Source organism: Streptosporangium sp. NPDC002524 (assembly GCF_040295985.1).
Taxonomy (GTDB): domain Bacteria; phylum Actinomycetota; class Actinomycetes; order Streptosporangiales; family Streptosporangiaceae; genus Streptosporangium.
This window is the reverse complement of record NZ_JBEOWK010000011.1, coordinates 150,350-168,995: the sequence shown is the minus strand read 5'-3', so window position 1 is coordinate 168,995 and position 18,646 is coordinate 150,350. Positions and strand designations below refer to the sequence as shown.

At 71.5% G+C, this 18,646-nt stretch carries 16 protein-coding genes; 3 read left to right on the top strand and 13 right to left on the bottom strand.

What is annotated here, in order from left to right; all coding sequences use genetic code 11:
• Positions 1–91: 91 nt before the first annotated feature.
• The 4 genes from ABT053_RS20675 to ABT053_RS20660 all read right to left on the bottom strand — a co-directional run bounded on the left by ABT053_RS20675 (position 92) and on the right by ABT053_RS20660 (position 5,382).
• Entirely contained in the window at positions 92–1,156 is a 1,065-nt protein-coding gene (locus ABT053_RS20675) for a threonine aldolase family protein (RefSeq protein WP_350970717.1), read from the bottom strand.
• Positions 1,153–1,812 (bottom strand): SDR family NAD(P)-dependent oxidoreductase, encoded by a 660-nt coding sequence (locus ABT053_RS20670; RefSeq protein ID WP_350970716.1) that lies wholly within the window; start codon positions 1,810–1,812, stop codon positions 1,153–1,155. Before ABT053_RS20670 ends, ABT053_RS20675 begins: the two co-directional genes overlap by 4 nt.
• On the bottom strand, positions 1,809–3,935 hold the full coding sequence (locus tag ABT053_RS20665) for a DUF6421 family protein (RefSeq protein ID WP_350970715.1): 2,127 nt from the start codon (positions 3,933–3,935) through the stop codon (positions 1,809–1,811). The genes ABT053_RS20670 and ABT053_RS20665 overlap by 4 nt, the downstream gene beginning before the upstream one ends.
• A gap of 796 nt (positions 3,936–4,731) precedes the next feature.
• Positions 4,732–5,382, bottom strand: coding sequence for a carbonic anhydrase family protein (locus ABT053_RS20660; RefSeq protein WP_350970714.1), 651 nt, complete (start codon positions 5,380–5,382; stop codon positions 4,732–4,734).
• Positions 5,383–5,968: 586 nt separating this feature from the next.
• Between ABT053_RS20660 and ABT053_RS20655 the strand changes: the two genes are divergently transcribed.
• Positions 5,969–6,595 (top strand): hypothetical protein, encoded by a 627-nt coding sequence (locus tag ABT053_RS20655; RefSeq protein WP_350970713.1) that lies wholly within the window; start codon positions 5,969–5,971, stop codon positions 6,593–6,595.
• A gap of 164 nt (positions 6,596–6,759) precedes the next feature.
• On the opposite strand, the gene ABT053_RS20650 is transcribed toward ABT053_RS20655, so the two are convergent.
• Positions 6,760–7,563: an SDR family NAD(P)-dependent oxidoreductase gene (locus ABT053_RS20650; protein ID WP_350970712.1), complete on the bottom strand. Its 804-nt coding sequence runs from the start codon at positions 7,561–7,563 to the stop codon at positions 6,760–6,762.
• 56 nt (positions 7,564–7,619) lie between these two features.
• On the opposite strand from ABT053_RS20650, the gene ABT053_RS20645 reads away from it, so the two are divergent.
• Both ABT053_RS20645 and ABT053_RS20640 read left to right on the top strand, forming a co-directional pair.
• On the top strand, positions 7,620–8,216 hold the full coding sequence (locus ABT053_RS20645) for a TetR/AcrR family transcriptional regulator (protein WP_350970711.1): 597 nt from the start codon (positions 7,620–7,622) through the stop codon (positions 8,214–8,216).
• Positions 8,217–8,553: 337 nt separating this feature from the next.
• Positions 8,554–9,258 (top strand): hypothetical protein, encoded by a 705-nt coding sequence (locus ABT053_RS20640; RefSeq protein WP_350970710.1) that lies wholly within the window; start codon positions 8,554–8,556, stop codon positions 9,256–9,258.
• Here ABT053_RS20640 and ABT053_RS20635 read toward each other — a convergent pair.
• From ABT053_RS20635 to ABT053_RS20600, 8 genes are all read right to left on the bottom strand, one after another.
• A complete protein-coding gene (locus tag ABT053_RS20635) occupies positions 9,198–9,860 on the bottom strand; it encodes a response regulator (RefSeq protein WP_350970709.1) in 663 nt (220 codons plus the stop codon). The two genes, ABT053_RS20640 and ABT053_RS20635, sit on opposite strands and share 61 nt — an antisense overlap.
• A gap of 210 nt (positions 9,861–10,070) precedes the next feature.
• On the bottom strand, positions 10,071–11,651 hold the full coding sequence (locus tag ABT053_RS20630; protein ID WP_350970708.1) for a serine/threonine protein kinase: 1,581 nt from the start codon (positions 11,649–11,651) through the stop codon (positions 10,071–10,073).
• Positions 11,651–13,378: a hypothetical protein gene (locus tag ABT053_RS20625; RefSeq protein ID WP_350970707.1), complete on the bottom strand. Its 1,728-nt coding sequence runs from the start codon at positions 13,376–13,378 to the stop codon at positions 11,651–11,653. Before ABT053_RS20625 ends, ABT053_RS20630 begins: the two co-directional genes overlap by 1 nt.
• 284 nt (positions 13,379–13,662) lie before the next feature.
• Complete coding sequence (locus ABT053_RS20620) at positions 13,663–14,247, bottom strand: Uma2 family endonuclease (protein ID WP_350970706.1); 585 nt, start codon at positions 14,245–14,247, stop codon at positions 13,663–13,665.
• 68 nt (positions 14,248–14,315) lie between these two features.
• Positions 14,316–14,972, bottom strand: a complete 657-nt coding sequence (locus ABT053_RS20615; RefSeq protein ID WP_350970840.1) for an adenosylcobinamide amidohydrolase — start codon at positions 14,970–14,972, stop codon at positions 14,316–14,318.
• A 121-nt stretch (positions 14,973–15,093) separates the two neighbouring features.
• Positions 15,094–15,867, bottom strand: a complete 774-nt coding sequence (locus ABT053_RS20610; protein ID WP_350970705.1) for an ABC transporter ATP-binding protein — start codon at positions 15,865–15,867, stop codon at positions 15,094–15,096.
• 85 nt (positions 15,868–15,952) lie between these two features.
• Complete coding sequence (locus tag ABT053_RS20605; RefSeq protein ID WP_350970839.1) at positions 15,953–16,924, bottom strand: FecCD family ABC transporter permease; 972 nt, start codon at positions 16,922–16,924, stop codon at positions 15,953–15,955.
• A gap of 514 nt (positions 16,925–17,438) precedes the next feature.
• Positions 17,439–18,398, bottom strand: a complete 960-nt coding sequence (locus ABT053_RS20600; protein ID WP_350970704.1) for an ABC transporter substrate-binding protein — start codon at positions 18,396–18,398, stop codon at positions 17,439–17,441.
• Positions 18,399–18,646 lie beyond the last annotated feature (248 nt).

The following is an 18,646-nucleotide window of genomic DNA, read 5'->3' as shown; positions in this document are numbered from 1 at the left end:
AGACTCCCCCGAACCTCACGGCATGTCTTCACGACAGACCCGCCGCGGGTCCGCCTCTCGGCGGCCCGCCACGGACCCGGACCGTGCTCGCTCATGCCGCCGAGCTCGACTCCTGCGCCACCGCGGCGGCGAAGGCGTCCACGTCGGCCTCGGTGGTGTCGAACGCGGTCATCCAGCGGACCTCGCCGGTCGCCTCGCTCCAGGTGTAGAACCGGAAACGCTTCTGCAGGCGCTCGGTCACGTCCCTGGGCAGGATCGCGAAGACCGCGTTGGCCTGCACCGGCCGCGGGATCTCCACCCCGGGCACGTCCCGCACGGCGTCGGCGAGCCGCCGGGCCATCGCGTTGGCGTTGCGGGCGTTGCGCAGCCACAGGTCGCCCGCGAGCAGCGCCTCGAACTGCACCGAGACGAACCGCATCTTGGAGGCGAGCTGCATGGCGCTCTTGCGCAGGTAGCGCAGGCCGCGCACGGCGTCGGGGTTGAGCACCACGACGGCCTCGCCGAACATCAGGCCGGCCTTCGTGCCGCCGAAGGACAGCACGTCCACGCCCGCGTCGGTGGTGAACGCGCGCAGCGGCACGTCCAGCGCGGCGGCGGCGTTGGTCGCGCGGGCGCCGTCGAGGTGGACGACCATGCCGAGCTCGTGGGCGTGGTCGCAGATCGCCGCGATCTCCTCCGGCGTGTAGAGCGTGCCCAGCTCGGTGGTCTGCGTGATCGACACGACCTTGGGCTGTGCCCGGTGCTCGTCGCCGAAGCCCCACGCCTGCCTGTCGACCAGCTCGGGCGTGAGCTTGCCGTCCGGGGTGGCGACCGGCAGCAGCTTGAGCCCGGCCGACCGCTCGGGGGCGCCGCCCTCGTCGGTGTGGATGTGCGCCGACTCCGCGCAGACCACCGCCTCCCAGTGGGCGGTCATCGAGCGGAGCGCGACCACGTTGGCGCCGGTGCCGTTGAACATCGGCCACGCCTGCGCGGCGGGGCCGAAGTGCCGCCCGAAGACCTCCTGCAGCGCGGCGGTGTAGACGTCGTCGCCGTACGAGGTCTGGTGGCCCCCGTTGGCGAGCGCGATCGCCTGGAGGATCTCCGGGTGGACCCCGGCGTAGTTGTCGCTGGCGAAGCCCTTCACCAGCGGGTCGTGCCTGCGGATGGCGTCCGTCACGCGGTCTCCCCCTCTCGTGCGGCGGTGAGATCGATCCGGGTGCCGTTGGCGTCGGTCTTCCACAGGTCGCCGATCGCCTCGGCGAGGTCGTCGACGTCGGTGAAGCCGGGGAACGCCCGCTCGGGGCTCGCCGCGCGCATGTCCTCGTGCACGAGCGCCTTCACGACCAGGATGTTCGCGGTGGAGGAGGTGCCCTCCAGGGCGTCGGCGAAGGCGAGGGTCCACGCCTCGGAGGCGGCCTTGGCCGTGCCGTACGCCGCGTTGCCCTGGGTGGGGCGCTCGGCCGCCTTCGCGGAGACGATGGCGAACCGGCCGCGCTCGCTCGCCCTGAGCAGCGGCTCGAAGGCGAGGGTGACGTGCTGGAGCGTACGGACCAGCAGGTCGTGCAGGAGCGCCCAGTCGTCCAGCGACGTCTCGGCGAAGGTCTTGGACCCGCGCCAGCCGCCGACCAGGTGGACGATCCCGTCCACCCTGCCGTGCTCGGCCCGCACGTCCTCCGCGAGTTTCGCGACGGCGTCGGCGTCGAGCAGGTCGACCGCGCGGGCCCCCTCGGCACCGCTCCTGTTGACGCCGATCACCGTGTGGCCCTCGCCGGTGAACCTGCGGACGACGGCCCGGCCCGCGGGCCCGCCCGCGCCGGTGACAAGGATGATCATGCTCGGATGCCCTTCGTGGAGTCGACGACATCGCCGAGCTTACGGCGCAGGGCCTCGTAGAACATGCTCAGGGGGAACTCGTCGGGCAGCACCGCGTCCACGACCGCCTTGGGGAATCCCTCGACGGGCAGGGCGCCGACCCCGCGGGCCCAGGCCGAGGCGGGGTTCGGCTCGACGTAGGCGGCGACCAGCTGGTGGGCGGCGAGCCAGTGGGCGAGCTTGGAGCGGTCGATGCCGTCGCGGTAGAGCTTCTCGACCTCGCCCCGCAGGTCCGCGACGCCTCCGGCGAGCCGCTCCCAGTCGACGCTCAGCCGGTTGTCGGTCCACCGGACGACGTCGTTGCGGTGCAGGTACGAGAAGAGCAGCTGCCCGCCCAGGCCGTCGTAGTTGCGGACCCGGTCACCGGTGATCGGGAAGCGGAACAGCCGGTCGAACAGGATCGCCAGCTGGACGTAGCGGGCGTGCGGCACGCCCTCCCCCTCCAGCTTCACGGCCTCCCCGAACGCGGTCAGGTCGCAGCGGAGCTCCTCCAGGGAGTAGAGCCAGTACGGCATCCGCTGCTTGATCATGAACGGGTCGAACGGCAGGTCGCCGTGGCTGTGGGTGCGGTCGTGGATCAGGTCCCAGAGCACGAAGGTGTCCTGGGCCAGCTCCTGCGACGCGATCAGCCTGGCCGCGTCCGGCGGCAGCGCGAGCTTCAGCGTGGCCGCCGCGGCCCCGCTCACCGCGCGGAACCTCGCGGCCTCCCGGTCGGCGAAGATCCCGCCCCAGGTGAAGCGGGCCGGGGTCTCGCGGACCGCGACGGTCTCGGGGAAGAGCACCGCGGAGTTGGTGTCGTAGCCGGAGGTGAAGTCCTCGAAGGCGATCGGCACGAACATCGGGTTGTCGTAGCCGCCCCGCTCCAGCTCGGCGAGCCAGCCGGGCCAGATCGTGCGGATCCACACGGCCTCGATGTGGCGGAAGGTGGTGCCGTTCTGGGTGTACATCGGGAAGACGACCAGGTGCTCCAGCCCGTCCACCCGCTGGGTGTCGGGGTGGAAGGCGTCGAGCGCGTCGAGGAAGTCGGGGACGCCCAGCCCCTGATCGGCCCACTTGCGGAGGTCGGCGACGACGGCGGCCAGGTAGGCGGCGTCGTGCGGGAAGCGCGGCGCGAGCCGCTCGACGTGCCCGGCGATCGCGGCGACCAGCTCGGCGGCCCGCGGCCTGTCGCTCTCCTCCGGCACCGAACCGTCCTTGACCTGCAGCGGCTTGAGCGCCTCGACGGCCTCCTTGAGCCTCCGGAACTCGGCGTGGGCCTCGGAGTCCCCGGCGCTTCCGGTAGCCGCCGGGCTCTTGGCGGCGGGGACGCGGGCGGCCCAGGTGACGAGGTTGCCCCAGAGCGCGGCGTGGTCGTAGTCGCCGATCGAGTCGTCACCGAACAGGTCGGAGTCGGCGACCACCACGACGCGGCCCTCGCCGTGCCGTACGGCCACGGCCAGCGGGCGGTTCGCGGGGGTCGCGGTGGGCGAGGTTGCGAACAGGACGGTCGCGTGATCGGGGGCGGTGAGCACGCCCGCCCGGTAGAAGCAGGCCCGCCGGGCCCCGGCGAGCAGGTCCTGCCCGGTCGTCGGGGTGCCCGAGGCGTTCTGAGGACTGTCCGAGACGTTCCGGGGGGTGCCCAGGACCCAGGAGGCCACGCCGTTGTGGGCGCTCCCGGGGTCCCGGACGAGGGTGTGCTCGACGCCCACGCCGAAGCGCGCGAGCAGCTCGGTGAGGTTGCTGCCGTACTTCTCCTGCTCGTACTCGGCCAGCACGACCAGCCCGCCGCCGTCGCGGACGTACTCCTCGATCGCGTCGAGCTCCTCGACGGGGAGGACCGGGCTGCCCAGCCCGGTGGTGTGCTCCCAGCGGTCACCGGAGGGGTGCGCGATCACCAGCACGTCCCGCGCGCTCAGCAGCCCCGGGGTGAGCGGGCCCTCGACGTGCGCGTCCACGGAGTGCCCCAGCCCGCGCAACAGCCCGGCCGCGCGGGCGTAGCTGCTGTCGTCGGGATGCCCGGGATTCATCGTCTCGGCCGCATCCCGCCGGATGGTCCACGACTCGCTGTGTGCCTCGTCGAACAGTACGCGCGGGAAAGCTGACACGATAAATCCTCCTTCAGATGAGAGTGATTAACGGAAAATATACACAACCTATGCCCGTTTTGACGCATCCCTTATGGGTCGAGGAGGTTAAAAGATCGAGGCTCGCGGAGGGGGCGGACGGGCCGCGGGGTGGGAGCAGACGTCGAGCCGGTCGGGCGGGTCGAGCCGGCCGGGCCAGTCGGGCCGGCCGACGACGGTGTCGACGGCCTCGGAGCTCAGGTGCTCGGCGAGGAGACGCCGGAACCCGGCGTCGCCGGGGGCTTCACGCTACCGTCCGCGCGACCGCGAGAGCCGCCGCCTCCCATGTGAGGAAGGTCTCCCTCAGCCCGGTCCAGGTCTCGCACAGCAGGGCCTCCGGCGAGGACGCCGTAGCCCTCCCCCGCCGGTCCGTTCACGTGCCCCTCACGGCCTCGATGCCGACGTTTTCCTTCGTTTACGGATAGTTGAAACATTTACCGCCACTCACGGCCATGGAAACGTTTCGCTCCATAGCCTGAACGCATGGATATCGCGGATCCGGCGGTCACCGTGATCGGTGCTGTGGCGGGCGTCACGGGCGCCTACTTCGCCTGGATTTCCGCGAGAAAGGAATTCTCCGGGAGGCGCGTCTCCCGCACTTCGGTCTCCCCGACCCCCTCCCCCGCAAGCGGGACACGATGACGACGGCCCACGACGTGTTCGTCTCCTGCTCGCACGACGACAGGGCCTGGATGACGTGCGGAAACGACCATGCCGGCCGAGGAAGGACCTCGACCGGCATGGTCACGAAGCGGGACGGGCCCGCGACGGCGAAGCGTCAGTGGTACGAGTAGAAGTTGGGCTCCACCGCGTTCTCCTGGAGTTCCCGGTGGTTGCCCTCCGGGCCCCAGAGGGACCTGTAGGAGTGGATGTTGTTCTGGTGCGCCTTCGCGTGCTGGTTGAAGACGACCCAGTTGACCGGCTGGAAGTAGGTGCCGGTCTCGTCCGGCGTCGTGAGGGAGCCGGTGTAGCGGTAGGTGGCGTGGCTCTCGGGCAGCAGGGCCTTGAGGTCGACGCCGTGGACGCTCTTGGACTCGCCGAGAGCGGGGGGCGACTTGATCAGGCGGTCGTGCTGGGACTGGCCCTGGAAGCTCTTGGCGTCGATGAGGACCGAGAAGACCACGTAGCCCTTCGGCCCGCTCGCCCGCTCGTGGACGAAGTGCGCCTCGAGCGGGGCGAAGGGCTGACCGGCGAACTTGTGCTCGGCGTGGCCGTGGAAGTGCACGTTGTTCAGGTTGTAGCGCTGGCCGCCGTAGGTGATGTACGGCTGGGAGCCGCCGGTGCCGATGACGAACCTGACGTCGTCGTGCTCGCTCGCCTCCTCCAGCGGGGCCTTGTCCTGGAACAGGAGCGTCCCGTCGACACTGTGCGGGTAGTGGATGGCGAGCGCGGACCCGGTGCCCGGGCACGCCGCCGAACGATCGATCACGACGGGAGTCTGGACAGCGCTGTCCGTGCCGGTGCCGTGGCACGGCTTGACCTGAGCCTGTACGGGAGCGGAAAGGGAAATGAACGGAAGGGAAACAACAGCAGCCACCGCAATGGGGGCGAGACGGTACCGCACCAGGTGCCTTTCGTACGAGGGAATGCCGAATACGCCGCATACGAAGAGCCAAGAGGGCGATGTCCGTATTAAGAGCGACATAAGGGCATTGGTGAGGTTAGCCGAAAAAGGGGAATTTGCACCCTGTTTTTTTGCGTCCAAAACGACCATAAGTAAACAGGCGATTACTTGACGTCGAGACATCGAGGCGCCACCCCCCGCGAGGACGCGACGCGGTGGACGGATCGGCCCGACACGAGGACCGAGGCGGCAGGAGAATCGGCTCGATGTGAGGTCACGGCGCGGTAGGCGGATCGACCCGGCGCCGCCCGGCGGCCACGCCCGCCGGACGAACACCCGGGCCCCATGGACCCGCCCCGCGAACCACCCGCTTCACAGAACGTGTCGAAGCAACCGCAAAGGGTACAAAGAGGGCGAAAGGCGACGCCGTAACCGTCATCCAGGGGGGAAGATGTCTGTACGGAGTGCCCGATACGTTGTCGTCCCGGCAGCGGCACTGCTGGCCGTGACACTGATCGGCGGCTGCGGCGGCGACAGGCCGACCGCGGTGAGACCGGGGGCCGTCGTGGCCACGACAGCGCCGCCCGCGGCCGTTCCGCCCGCCGCGGGCGCCCCGCCCGGGTCCGATATCTCGACGAACGCCGAGGAGTACACCGCCGAGGAGTGCCCCACCGGCGTCAACAGCAAGAGGTTCGCCAAGACCCGCTTCGCGCTGCACGCGGGTCTCGCACTGGGAGCCTTCTACCGCTACATCTACAAGCCGCTGCAGAGCGGTGGATTCAAGGCCGGAGCGGAGAAGCGGAAGCGGACCTTCGCGAAGGCCGCCGTGGCCGGCCTCTTCACCCTTCACGAGCTGAAGGTCGCCAGGCGCTTCGCCCTGGCCAACCCGACGATGTGCAAGGGCGTCAAGGTGGTCGCCGACCGCTTCAGCAGCCTGACCAACAAGCTGAAGAGCGGCACCGCCACCGAGGCCGACCTTCAGGCCAGCAAGAACTCCATCGAGAGCCTGCGGCAGAACGCCACGAAGAACGGCTACGACTTCAAGGAGCGGGGCGTCACCGTCCCCGGCGCGGGCTGAGCGCACGCGCCACCGGCGGATGACGGGTGCCGGCGGGCCCGGGAACACGGGGCCCGCCGGGACCGTCCGCCCGCCCGGCCCATCCGACCCACCCGGCCCGGCACGACGCCGATCACCCGGAGCCCGGAGACGACCGACCGAGACCGTCCAGCCGACAGAGATGGTCAGCCGGAGAACGGCGCCACCATCGCGCGGACGGCTCTCTCGAACCTCAGCGCCCGGTCGCGGTCGGCGGTGAACGCGATGGGCCTGCCCCTCCGGTATGCGGTGAGCGGCCCGGCCGGGGGCCGGTCGACGAGCGCGGCGATCGGCGGCACGGCCCTCGCCACCGGCTGGGCGAACAGCGCCGACGTCACCCGTACCAGACCCCGCACCGGCTGCCGGAAGGGTTCGAACAGCCCGGTCGCCACGAACAGCGGGTTGTAGAGCACGTAGCGCGTCCGCTCGGCGCTGTAGGTCGAGGCCAGCAGTTCCCCGCCCCTGGCGCCCTGCATCGTCGCCCTGAAGGGCCGGTATCCCCTGTTCAGCTGCGGGTCCTCCCAGTTGATCTCTCCCGCGCGGATGCCCCCGACACCGCACAGATTGACGATCACGGGTGCCGGAGCCCTCTCCAGGGCGTCGCGAAGCCCCTCGGCCATCAGCCAGCGGTTGATCACGTACAGGGCGAAGGTGTGCTCGAACCCCTCCTCGGTCTCGATCCTCGCCGGGTTGTACCTGAAGGCGCCGAGCACCAGCGCGTCGATCACCGGGTGGTCGGCGCGAAGCCGTTCGATCAGGGCACGGGTCTGCCGGACGGAGCTGAGGTCCGCCCGGACGAAGCGCGCCGAGGGCACGTCCTCCCGCAGGCGCCGGCCGCCCGCCTCACCGCTGCCCACGGCGACGACCAGATCGCCCCGTTCGGCGTGGTGCCGGGCGAGGGCCTTGCCGATGCCGCTCGTGCCGCCGGTGATCACGATGGTCCGCCGCATAAGTTGAGACCTCCCTCAAGTTGAGATGTTCCTCAACTTAAGCGAGGATTGCCGGTATGCGCAAGGACGCCCTCCACAACCGCGAGCGCCTCCTCCTGGCGGCCAGGCGGCTCTTCGCCGACCGGGGGCTCGACGTGCCGCTCGAGGAGATCGCCCGTACGGCGGGGGTGAGCGTCGGGACGCTGTACAACCGCTTCCCGACCCGCGCCGAGCTGGTGGCGGCGGTGTTCGAGGACCGGGTGGCGACGGTCGCCGGCCTGGCCACGGACGCGCTCGCGACGGACGACGCCTGGGAGGGGTTCGTCGCGTTCGTCACCGGTGTGTGCGAGCTGCAGGCCGCCGACCTCGGCTACAACGACCTCGCCGTACGCGGCGCCACGGCCGGCACCGACACGGGGTACGCGCTGATGCGCCGGATCGTCGAGCGCGCCCAGGAGTCGGGCGACCTGCGGGACGACGTCACGCTCGACGACATGGCGTTCGTGCTCTGGGGGGTCGCGACGACCGTGCGCGCGACGTTCCGCGTCGCTCCCGGAGTCTGGCGGCGGCACCTCGCCCTCACCCTCGACGGCCTGCGCGCCACCGCTGCCCACCCCCTCCCCGTCCCGCCCATGTCACCGCCGCAGACGCGTGCCGCGATGGGCGAGTGCTGAGGGAGACGCCACCCGGCCGGGCCGCCGGAAAGATCAGGCCGACCGCCGGGAAGACCAGGCTGGCTACCGGGGAGGACCGGGCCGACCGCCGGGAAGAACGAGCCCGCCACCGGGGAGGACCGGGCCGGCTTCGTGAGGCGCGTGCCGCGTGTCTCACTCCTTCGACCGGCTCGCGGCGAGTGCCTCTTACCCCACGAGGGGGATCCCGGGTCAGCCCCGCGACGGACGACCCGGCCGGGGACCTCCGCCTACCTTCCTGGCTAACAGGCCGCCACGGCCCCTGGCCGGCAAGCCGCGCCGCGGCCCCTGGCCGACAGACACAGGCAGGGAGACCCCCATGTTCAAGGACTCCGCCGACTTCCGGCGTATCGCCTCCGGCACGTTGCTCGTCGTCGCCCCGCTGCTCCAGCTCGTCGCCGTCGTCATCGACCCCGGTACCTGGGGCGACGAGCGCGAGATGGTCAGCTTCGGCGTCGACCCCGCGCTGACCCAGGCGCAGTCGGTGCTGTACCACTGGTCGTACCTGCTGGCGGCCCTGTCGGTCTTCGGCCTGCTGCACGTGACGCGCCGCCGCGCCGTGGTCTTCGGGCACCTGGCAGGCACCCTCACCGTCCTCGGCTACGTCAACGTCTCGGCCCTGCTGCTGATCGACCCGGTGGAGTGGTGGCTCGGGCGGCACAACACCCCCGCGGAGGGCGAGAGGATCCTCGGCGAGATGCTGGACCTGCCCGGCGTCGTCTTCGGCTTCCAGATGCCGTGGGTGTTCTTCGCGATCTTCGGCCTGCCGGTCATGCTGATCGGGGTCTGGCGGGCCGGGTTCGTGCACTGGGCGGTGCCGCTCGTCGCCGTCCTCTCCTCCGCCGGCTCGATGGTGACCGAATACGGGCCCGTGACGGTGCCGTTCTGGGCCGCGACAGCGGGAACGCTCGGCTGGACCGGGGTGAGGATGCTCCGGATGAGCCGCGAGGAGTGGATCTCGTACTACCCGACGGCCGCTCCCGGCCGGACAACGCCCGACTCGTACGCGAACACCACCGCCTGAGCCCGGTCGCGCAGGTGGAGCTTCATCAGCACCCGTGCCACGTGGGTCTTGACCGTGGCCTCGCCCACGAAGAGCTCCCCCGCGATCTCGGCGTTGGTCAGGCCGCGCGCCAGGGAGCGCAGCACCTCCAGCTCGCGCGGGGTGAGCTCGGCGAGCTGCGGCGGGGGCGCGGGGTCGTGGCGTCCGGCGAAGGAGGCGATGACGCGGGTGGTGACGGCCGGGTCGAGCAGGGCGTCCCCGGCGACGACGACCCGGATGGCATCCACGAGCTGCTCGGGTGGCGAGACCTTGAGCAGGAACCCGCTGGTCCCGGCGCGGAGCGCGGCGTAGAGGTTCTCGTCGGTGTCGAAGGTCGTCAGCATCACGACCTTCGGCGGGTCCGGCTGGCCCAGCAGCTGCCGGGCGGCGGTGAGGCCGTCCATGCGCGGCATCGAGATGTCCATCAGCACGATGTCGGGCTTGGTGCGGCGGGCCACGGCGAGGGCCTCGATCCCGTCGGGGGCCTCGCCGACCACCTCAAGCCCCGGTTCGCTCTCCACCACGAGCCTCAGCCCGGCACGGACCATCGCCTGGTCGTCGGCGATCACGACGCGGATGTTCACTTCTCCTCCATGTCCTTGGCAGGCGGCTGGACACCTCGTTCCGGGGTCGGGCGATCGACGGCCCCGCGCGCGGGGACCGAAGAACACGCGCGGGTGCCGAAGCAGGGGAAGGAGAACCGCCATTCGGGGAGACTAAAGCCTGGTGACCGTCTTGCCCATAGGACAAAACGCCCGGACAAGCCGCTCACAAGTGGGACACAAGTCAACGGGTCAGGACGCCGGGAACGAGACGCTCCGCACGAACCGGTTGGCGACCGCGTCGTCACACCTGCCGGAGGTGCAGAAGTAGATCAGCAGGGCGGCCTCGTCCTGCCGCTCGACGGCCCAGCCGGTGAACTCGAGCTGCCCGCCGCGCTGCGGGTCGGCGATCGTCCCCTGCAGGCGCGAGGCGTTTCGCCCGCCCACCCTCACCTGGACGACCTGGGAGAAGACGCTCACCGTCCCGGGCAGCGAGGACTGCAGGGCCTCCTGCAGCTGCTTGGCGTCGCTGAACGGGTCGAGGGTGTCGAGCGTCTGCGCGTAGAAGCCGGTGGCGTCCTGCGGGGCGTCCTTGATGATCTCGTTCGCCGCGGCCCAGTCGGCGGTGACGGGCGTGGCGAACAGCGCGCGGAACTGCTCCACCTTCGGCGAGGCCGCCACGAACACGTCGGCGTGCGGCTCCAGGGTCCAGGCCCCGGGGTACTGGAAGGCGACGGGCACCGCGGACGAGCCCTCGTACGCCGTCCAGGTGTCGTCGCCGCGCAGGAACGTCGCGAGCACCGCCACCAGCGCGACGATCGCCGTGATCGCCACGGCCGCGCCGATGAGGATGCCCTTCGCGGACGCGGGCTTCTTCTTCGGCGTCTTCCGCCTGCCGGACGCCTCGGTCGTCTCGGACGGCACCGGTGCCCTCTGCGCCGTCGTCGGCGGGTGGGCCTGCGCGAGCGGGTACGGCTGGCCGGCGCCGCTGATCGCGTCGCGCAGGTCGGCGATGAACTGGCCGCAGGTGTCGTAGCGCTGCTCGGGCGACTTGGCCAGGGCCCGCATCATCACGCCGTCGACCTCGAGCGGCAGCTCGGGACGGAGCGTGGTGATCGGCGTGGGGGTCTCGGCGAGGTGCGCCCAGAGCAGGGCGATCTCGTTGTCGCGCTGGAAGGGCAGCCGCCCGGACAGCGCCTCGTAGACCACGCAGGCGAGGCCGTACTGGTCGCAGCGGCCGTCGATGTGCTCCTTGTTGATCTGCTCGGGCGACATGTATCGGGGGGTGCCGATGAACTGGTTGGTCTGGGTCAGCCCGGAGATCGAGGTGCGGTGCTTGGTGATGCCGAAGTCGGTGAGGTAGGCGTGGTCGCCCTCGGTGTGGCCGGCGATCAGGATGTTGGCGGGCTTGACGTCACGGTGGACCAGGTCGTGGGCGTGCGCGGTGTCGAGCGCGGCGGCCACCTGGGCGAAGATCCGGCTGACCTGGCTGACCGGCATCGGACCCCGGTCGTAGAAGAGTTTGCGCAGGTCGGGGCCGTCGACGTAGCGCATCGCGATGTAGAGGGTGCCGTCGTCGGCGGTGTCGGCCTCGTAGATCGGGATGATGTTGGGGTGGTCGATGCTCGCGACCGTGCGCGACTCCAGCACGAAGCGCTGGCGGAACCGGTCGTCCTCGCCGAGGAGCGGGTTGAGGATCTTCAGTGCCACCCGGCGGTTGAGCCTGGGGTCGATCGCGAGGTAGACGACGGCCATGCCGCCCTTGCCGATGATGTCCTCGATCTGGTAGCCGGCCATCTCCCGGCCGATCAGCGCCCTGTCGTTCACGGACATCACGTCTTGGTCGGGTGGCCGCAGTAGCCGCAGAAGCTGTGGGCGGGTCCCAGCCGCATCCCGCAGCCCGTGCAGTATTTCTGCGTCACCGTGTCGCCGGGTCTCGTCCCCGATCCCGTCGCGGAACCCGGCCCCGTCACGGAACCCGGCCCCGTCGCGGAGCCCGGCCCTGTCGCGGAGCCCGGTCCTGTCACGGAGCCCGGTCCCGTGCCGGCGCCGGGGGACGTGTTGTGGCCGGGGGAGGTGTTGTGACCCGGGTCGCGTGCCACCAGCACCGGCTGGCCGGGCGTGGAGGAGATCTTGGGCAGCGCCGGGAAGGAGCGGCCGACCACGATCGTGGAGTCGGCCTGCTCGTCGAAGGCCGGTCGCGGCGGTGTCTGCGCCGACGTCGGTCTCGGTATGGGGATCGGCGGCGCGGCCGGGCCCGGGGGCCAGGTGTTCGCGGCCGGACCCGGCTCCGGCTCGGGCTCGGGATCGGGGTCCTGCGACCCGCGACGCCAGAGCAGGATCGCGGTGGTCAGCACGGCCAGCACCAGCAGGCCACCGCCGACGAGGAACGGCCACAGGGGCGTGCCCTGGGGCGAGTCGGTGGAGACGGCCGCCCTCTTGGTGGCCTCGTCCTCGGCGGTGCCGCGCTTGGCCTGCGAGGTCTTCAAGTGCGCCGCCGCCACGGTGTGGCCCGGGTAGAGCTCCAGCACGCGCTGGAAGGCGGGGACGGCGTCGCCGTAGTAGTGGGTGTGGAAGCGGGTCAGCGCCTGCTCGAAGGCGGCGTCGATCGGGCCTCTGGCGGGCGCGACGTCCGCCTCGGCGAGGGCCTTGGTGACCTCGCGGATGCCGATCATCCGGGCGTCCTCGCCGCCGCCGAGCAGCAGGCCGACGACCTCGCCCTTCTTGTCCTCGATCACCGGGCCGCCGAGCAGGCCCCTGTCGACCAGGGCGCCCAGCTTCTCCGGCTCGTCGACCTTGTTCTCCGGGTCCTTGAACTGCCTGCCGCCCTCTCCGGCGCCGCCCGCCCGCAGGTGGGCGATGTCGACGGTCTCCGGCAGGTTCGCGGCGGGCCGCCCGGTGAACCCCGCGACCGCCACCGGCGAGCCCTCCTTGGCGGGCACCGCGGCGGCGAGCGGGGCGGTGGGCAGGCCCGCGCTCCCGTCGGCGCGGCCGACGGGCCTCAGCACCGCGGGGCTGTCGGGCCTGTCACCGGTGCGGACGATCTCCGCCTTGAACCCCTCCTTGTCGGCGGGGGCGATGTTGGGGAAGACCGTGATCTCGGTGGTGACGTCGATGATGCAGGTGGCGGTGGGCTGCTTGGGCGGGTAGCACTCCTGCAGGTGGTGGTTGAGCTGGTCGTCCTTGAGCTTGTGCCGCTCGAAGTCGTCGGGGATCTTCACCTTGTGGTGCGCGGCGAAGATCTTGTTGGCGGCGTAGATCCGGACGTCGCGGTCGGTCTTGACCACCCGGGTGAGGGTGACCATGCCACCGTCGGGGTTGACCACGGTGCCGGTGCCGCTGCCGATCGGCACCTCGTAGGAACGCTCCACGTGCACCAGGTCGCCGATGTGGTCGAGCAGCGTGATGTCGACCTTCGCCGTCGCCTCGACCCTGACCACCGCGGGGGTCACCAGGTCGGTGATCCCGCTGGGGTGCTCGTGAGCCAGGGCGGGGGCCACCCCCGCGATCGCCAAGGAGAGCCCACCGAACACCGCCAGCGCCGAACCGAACCGCCGCATCGCCACTCCCTACAGGGGATAGGACCAGGGTCGCAAACGGGGGTGAATAAGTGAACCGTCCAGGCCCGAGGGCTTGACTTTCTTTCCCGCCATCACCCGAAAAAGGCCACGAGCAGGGCATCGCCACCCCGTCCTGACCATCCCGTCTTACGCCTACCGTCACGCCCACGCCCCGTCGCGGACAGTTACGCAAAGTCTAAGCCTGCCCGGCCCTCCGGCGCGACAACGTATACCGTACGAAGATCGGTCCCCCGGAGAAGCCCGCCCTCTCGGACCCGGCCCCCTCAGCTTCGCGGGCGCAGCAGCACGGCGGGGTCGTAGGAGACCTCGAACGGGGCGAGCAGGTCCGCCACCTCTCCGGCCTCGTACTTCTCCGCCGCCTTGTACTCGTCACCGGCGAGCTCGTGGACGTGGACGGACGGCCCCTCGGACAGCTCGATCCGCCAGTAGACGGGAATTCCGGCCGCCGCGTAGGCGGCCCTCTTGAGGTGGCGGTCTCGCGCCTGGGTGCTCGGGCTGACCATCTCGACGGCCAGCAGGATGTGGCGCGGCGCGAACATCAGCTCCGTCTCGTCGACGGCCCCGGCGGGCACCACGACGAGGTCGGGAATGAAGAAGTCGCGCTCGCCCACCCGGAGGTTGACGTCCGGCAGCGGCTCGAACTCCGGCGGCGCCGCGTCTTCGAGGATCGCGAGAAGGCGCGCGATCGCGCGCTGGTGCAGAGGGACAGGAGAGGGACTCACCAGCAGGCTCCCGTTGAAGAGCTCGTAGCGGTTCCCGTCATCGGGGAACGTGAGCAGGTCGTCGACGGTGAACGGCGGCTCTCCCTGGAGAACCGTCCGCCTGGTCGTCGGCTCCGTCGTCGCCATCGCGGTCACCTGCTCAGTATCGGGAGTCTCGCCCTCGCCCACATGCTACTTCCCGCAATCTTCCTACTTTAAGTAGTTGACATGTCACGGTTCGCCCATCGGTGGGCGCCCTGGAGGACGGCGGTGTGGACGGCGCGGGCGACGCGGGCGCCCCAGGTGGAGCGGGGGCCGCCGAAGAGTTCCTCGGGGCCGCCGGGAACACGGTCGGGGACGGCCACGCAGACGGCGTCGGAGGCGGTGCCGGTGCAGAGGAAACCGGCCTCCAGCAGCGCCTGGGTCTTCGCCTCGGTCACCGTCATGACCGCGTTGACCAGAGCGGCGTCGCTCATGGCGACCGGTACGGCGACCGCGATGTTGACCGTTCCCGGCAGGAACATCGGGGCCAGCTCGGGGTCTGCGGCGCCCTCCGGGGCTGCGGCCCAGGTGGGGACGCGCAGGCCGACGGTCGCCACGGCCTCCGCTCCCCCGTCGCGGGCCCGGGTGAAGTGGCCGACCGAGGCCGCGGTGAGCATGCCGACCCCGGGTCCCGGCGGGGCCAGCTCCAGGAGGTGGTCCACCGGGTCCATCCGTGAGTATCCGGCGACCACCTGCGCGTTGAGCATCCAGGCGACCGGCCCGATGCCGCCGCCGACCATGGCGGAGGAGATCGCCCGCCAGCCGGGCCCGAACTCCCACAGCAGCGAGGCCAGCCGGGCGCCGTCCTCATCGCGGTGGCTCAGTCTCAGGGAAGTCCCGTGCGGCCCCCGGCTCCGCCCGGTGACGTCCGGACGGACCTCGGACCCGCTCACGAACGCCTCCGGCGCGCCCCGCTCCCGTGACGCGCTCAAAGCCGGTCCCGGGTCGCGCTCAAGGACGCTCCAGGTGGACCTCGGGCCTGCCGCCGGGACCGGCCGCGACGCGGACACGGGCGTCGAAGTGCTCACCGATCAGCTCCCCGGTCAGCACCTCGGCCGGGGTGCCCGAGGCGGCCACCCTGCCACCGGAGAGCAGCATCATCGAGTCGGCGTACTGACCCGCGAGGCTCAGGTCGTGCAGAGTCGTGACGACGGTGAGCCCGTCGGCCAGCCGGAGCCGGTCCACGAGTTCCAGCACCTGCTGCTGGTGTCCCAGGTCGAGGGCCGTGGTGGGCTCGTCGAGCAGGAGCACCGGGGCCTGCTGGGCCAGCGCCCTGGCGAGCACGACGCGCTGGCGCTCGCCGCCGGACAGGTGGGCGAGCGGGCGGGCGGCGAGGGAGGACAGGTCCAGCCGTTCCAGCACCGAGGCGGTCACCTCGCGGTCGTGCCGGCTCTCACGGCCCAGATAGGGGATGTACGGGGTGCGGCCGAGCAGGGCGTAGTCGAACACGGTCATGTCGGCCGGCAGCGCCGGGGACTGCGGGGCGCAGGCCAGCAGCCTGGCCCGTTCCCTGGGCTTGAGCCGCCTGAGCGGCACGTCGTCGACGAGCACCTCGCCCCCGAAGGGCAGCACCCCCGCCAGGGCGCGCAGCAGCGTGGACTTGCCCGCGCCGTTGGCGCCGATGACGGCGAGCCAGTCGCCGTCCCGTACGTCGAGACCGACGCCGGACAGCACCGCGTGCCGGCCCAGCACGACCGACAGGTCCCTCACCACGAGGTGGCTCACCGCTCTCCCCTCCCCTTCTCCCACACACGCGGCGCGTAGGTCACGGCCGCGCGCCCGCCGTACGGGCGGGCCGATGCCCCGCGGCTCATGTCTCCACCCGGCGGGCCACGCGCAGCACGGCCACGAAGAACGGCGCGCCGACGAAGGCGGTCACCACCCCGATGGGCAGCTCGGCGGGGGCGAGCACGGTCCTGGCGACGAGGTCGGCGAGGACCAGGAAGGCGGCCCCGCCGACCAGCGAGATCGGCAGCACGATCCGGTACGACGCCCCGGCCAGGCGGCGGACCACGTGCGGCACGACGATGCCGACGAAGCCGATCAGACCGCTCACCGCGACGGCCGCCGCGGTGGCCAGGGAGGCGGCGAGCAGTACGACGAGGCGGACGCGGGCGACGTTCAGGCCGAGGGTGACCGCCTCGTCGTCGCCGACCGAGAGCACGTCGAGGAGCCTGCCGTGCAGCAGCATGACCACCACCGAGACGGCGGCGTACGGGGCGACGAGCGTGACCTGGCCCCAGCCGCCGCCGACGTCGCCGAGGATCCAGGCGTAGATGCGCTGCAGCTCCTCCACCCTGAGCTGCTGCAGGAACGTCTGGATCGCGGTGAGGAAGGACGTGACCGCGACGCCCGCGAGGACCAGCGTGGCGGTGCCGCCGCCCCGGCCCGCCGCGCTGCCCAGCGCGTACGCGAGCAGCACGCCCCCGACGGCCCCGGCGAAGGCCGCGGCCGGAATGCCGATCGCCTCGACGTCACCACCGGTGAAGACGATCGCCGCCGTGGTCGCCAGACCGGCGCCCGCGGCGGCTCCCAGCAGGTAGGGGTCCGCGAGCGGGTTGCGGAAGACGCCCTGGTAACCGGCTCCGGCGATGGCCAGCAGGCCGCCGACGATCGCGGCGAGCAGGACCCGGGGCAGCCGCAGCTCGGTCAGCAGGCCCAGCTCGACCGGGGCCAGTCCCGAGTCCGCCGAGACGAACGGCAGCCAGTCGAGCAGCTGGAGCATCACGTCGCGCGGCGCGATGCCCGCCGCGCCGACCAGCAGCCCGGCGAACATGCTCATCAGGAGCACGCCCACGGCCGAGAGCGCCACCAACGGGCTCAGCCGGGCCGCCTGCCCACCCCTGGCACCGGCCTCCCAGCCCGCCACATCGGACTCCGCGCCGATACCGATCCCGGGCCCGGTGCCTTTGCCGATACCGGAGTCCGTGCCGATCCCGTGCCCGGTGACGGTGCCGGTGGCCGTGCCGAGCCCGGTGCCGGTGGCCGTTCCGGTCCTGGGCCCGGTGCCGGTGTCCATGCCGATCCCGGGCCCGGTGCCGGTGTCCGTGCCGGTCTTGGGCCCGGTGCCGGTGGTGGTCTCGGTGTCCGCATCGGGGCCGGTGGCGGTCCCGGGGCCAGGGCCGGTGGCGGTCCCGGGGCCGGGACCGGCGGCCGTACCGGGGCCGACGCCGGTCTCGGTACCGGGGGACGACGAGTCCGGGGACGTGTCGCCGGGGCTCACCGGACGCCCGGGGCGGACGTCCCGTCCTTCGGAGCGGGGAGGAGGCATTTCTCGTTTCTTCTCGTGACGCCGATCAGCCCGCCGACACCTTCTGGACGGCGTCGCCGACCTGCCTGGCGAGGTCGACGACGCGCGGCCCCCAGCGGGAGGCGACGTCGTCGTCGAGGAGGACGACCTGGTCGTCCTTGATAGCGGAGAGCTTGGACCAGCCGGGACGCTTGGCGAGGGTGTCCCTGGACTGGCCGCAGCACTTGGTGTCGGCCAGGAAGACGAGGTCGGGGTCGGCCTTGGCGACGAACTCGGCGGAGAGCTTGGGATAGCCGCCGGCCGCGTCGGGGGCCTCGTCGGCGATGTTGGTCATGCCGAACAGCCCGTAGACCTGCCCGATGAAGGTGGTGGAGGTGGCCGCATAGGGGGTGGTGTCCAGCTCGTGGTAGTAGGTGAGCTTCGCGTCCTTCGGCGCGGCGGCGGCGAGCTCGTCGAGCTGCTTCCTCATCCCGGCGACGAGCTCGGCGGCCTTGTCGGCGTTGCCGGTGGCGGCGCCGAGATCGGCGATCTGGTCGTAGGCCTCGTCGAACTTGGTGGCGGCGGGCTCCAGCAGCACGGGGACGCCGACCTTGCCCAGCGCGGCCACGACGCTGTCGGCGTCGTTGGCGACCACGACCAGGTCGGGCTTCCTGGCGATGATCGCCTCCACGTTCGGCTTGAAACCGGACAGGTCGCTCTTCGGCGCCTCGGCGGGATGGTTGGACTGGTCGTCCACCGCCACGACCTGCGGTCCGGCTCCGATCGCGAACAGGCTCTCGGTGGCGGTGGGCGACAGCGAGACGATCCGCTCCGGTCGCTTGGCGACGGCCACGGGGCCGTTGCCCGCCTCGACGGTGACGGGGAATCCCGCCGCCGAGGGGGTGGCCGTCACGCTTGCGGAGGTGGTGGGGGACGAGGTGGTCGCGCTCTGGCCGCATCCGGCGAGGGTCAGCGCGGCGAGCAGGGCACCGGCTAGGGCGGCGGGGGCGCTGCGTACGGGCCTCACACGAGGTCCTTTCAGTTGCCGGAACCGAGGGACCCAGGAAAGACGGGTCACCCTTTTCCACGAGGGTCGGCGTCGACGCGGCGGAGGCGACCTGGCTCGGCCCCTGGGGGCCATGACAGTTGCGGGACAGCGCCGGGCTCACACCGGACTTCGCTCACATCGCGCGTCAGACGAACGGTATCAATCCCCCGGGCTTCCCCCCCAGAGTGCCCGGTGTCAGGAGTCCCCGATCCCCAGGATCCCGGCGT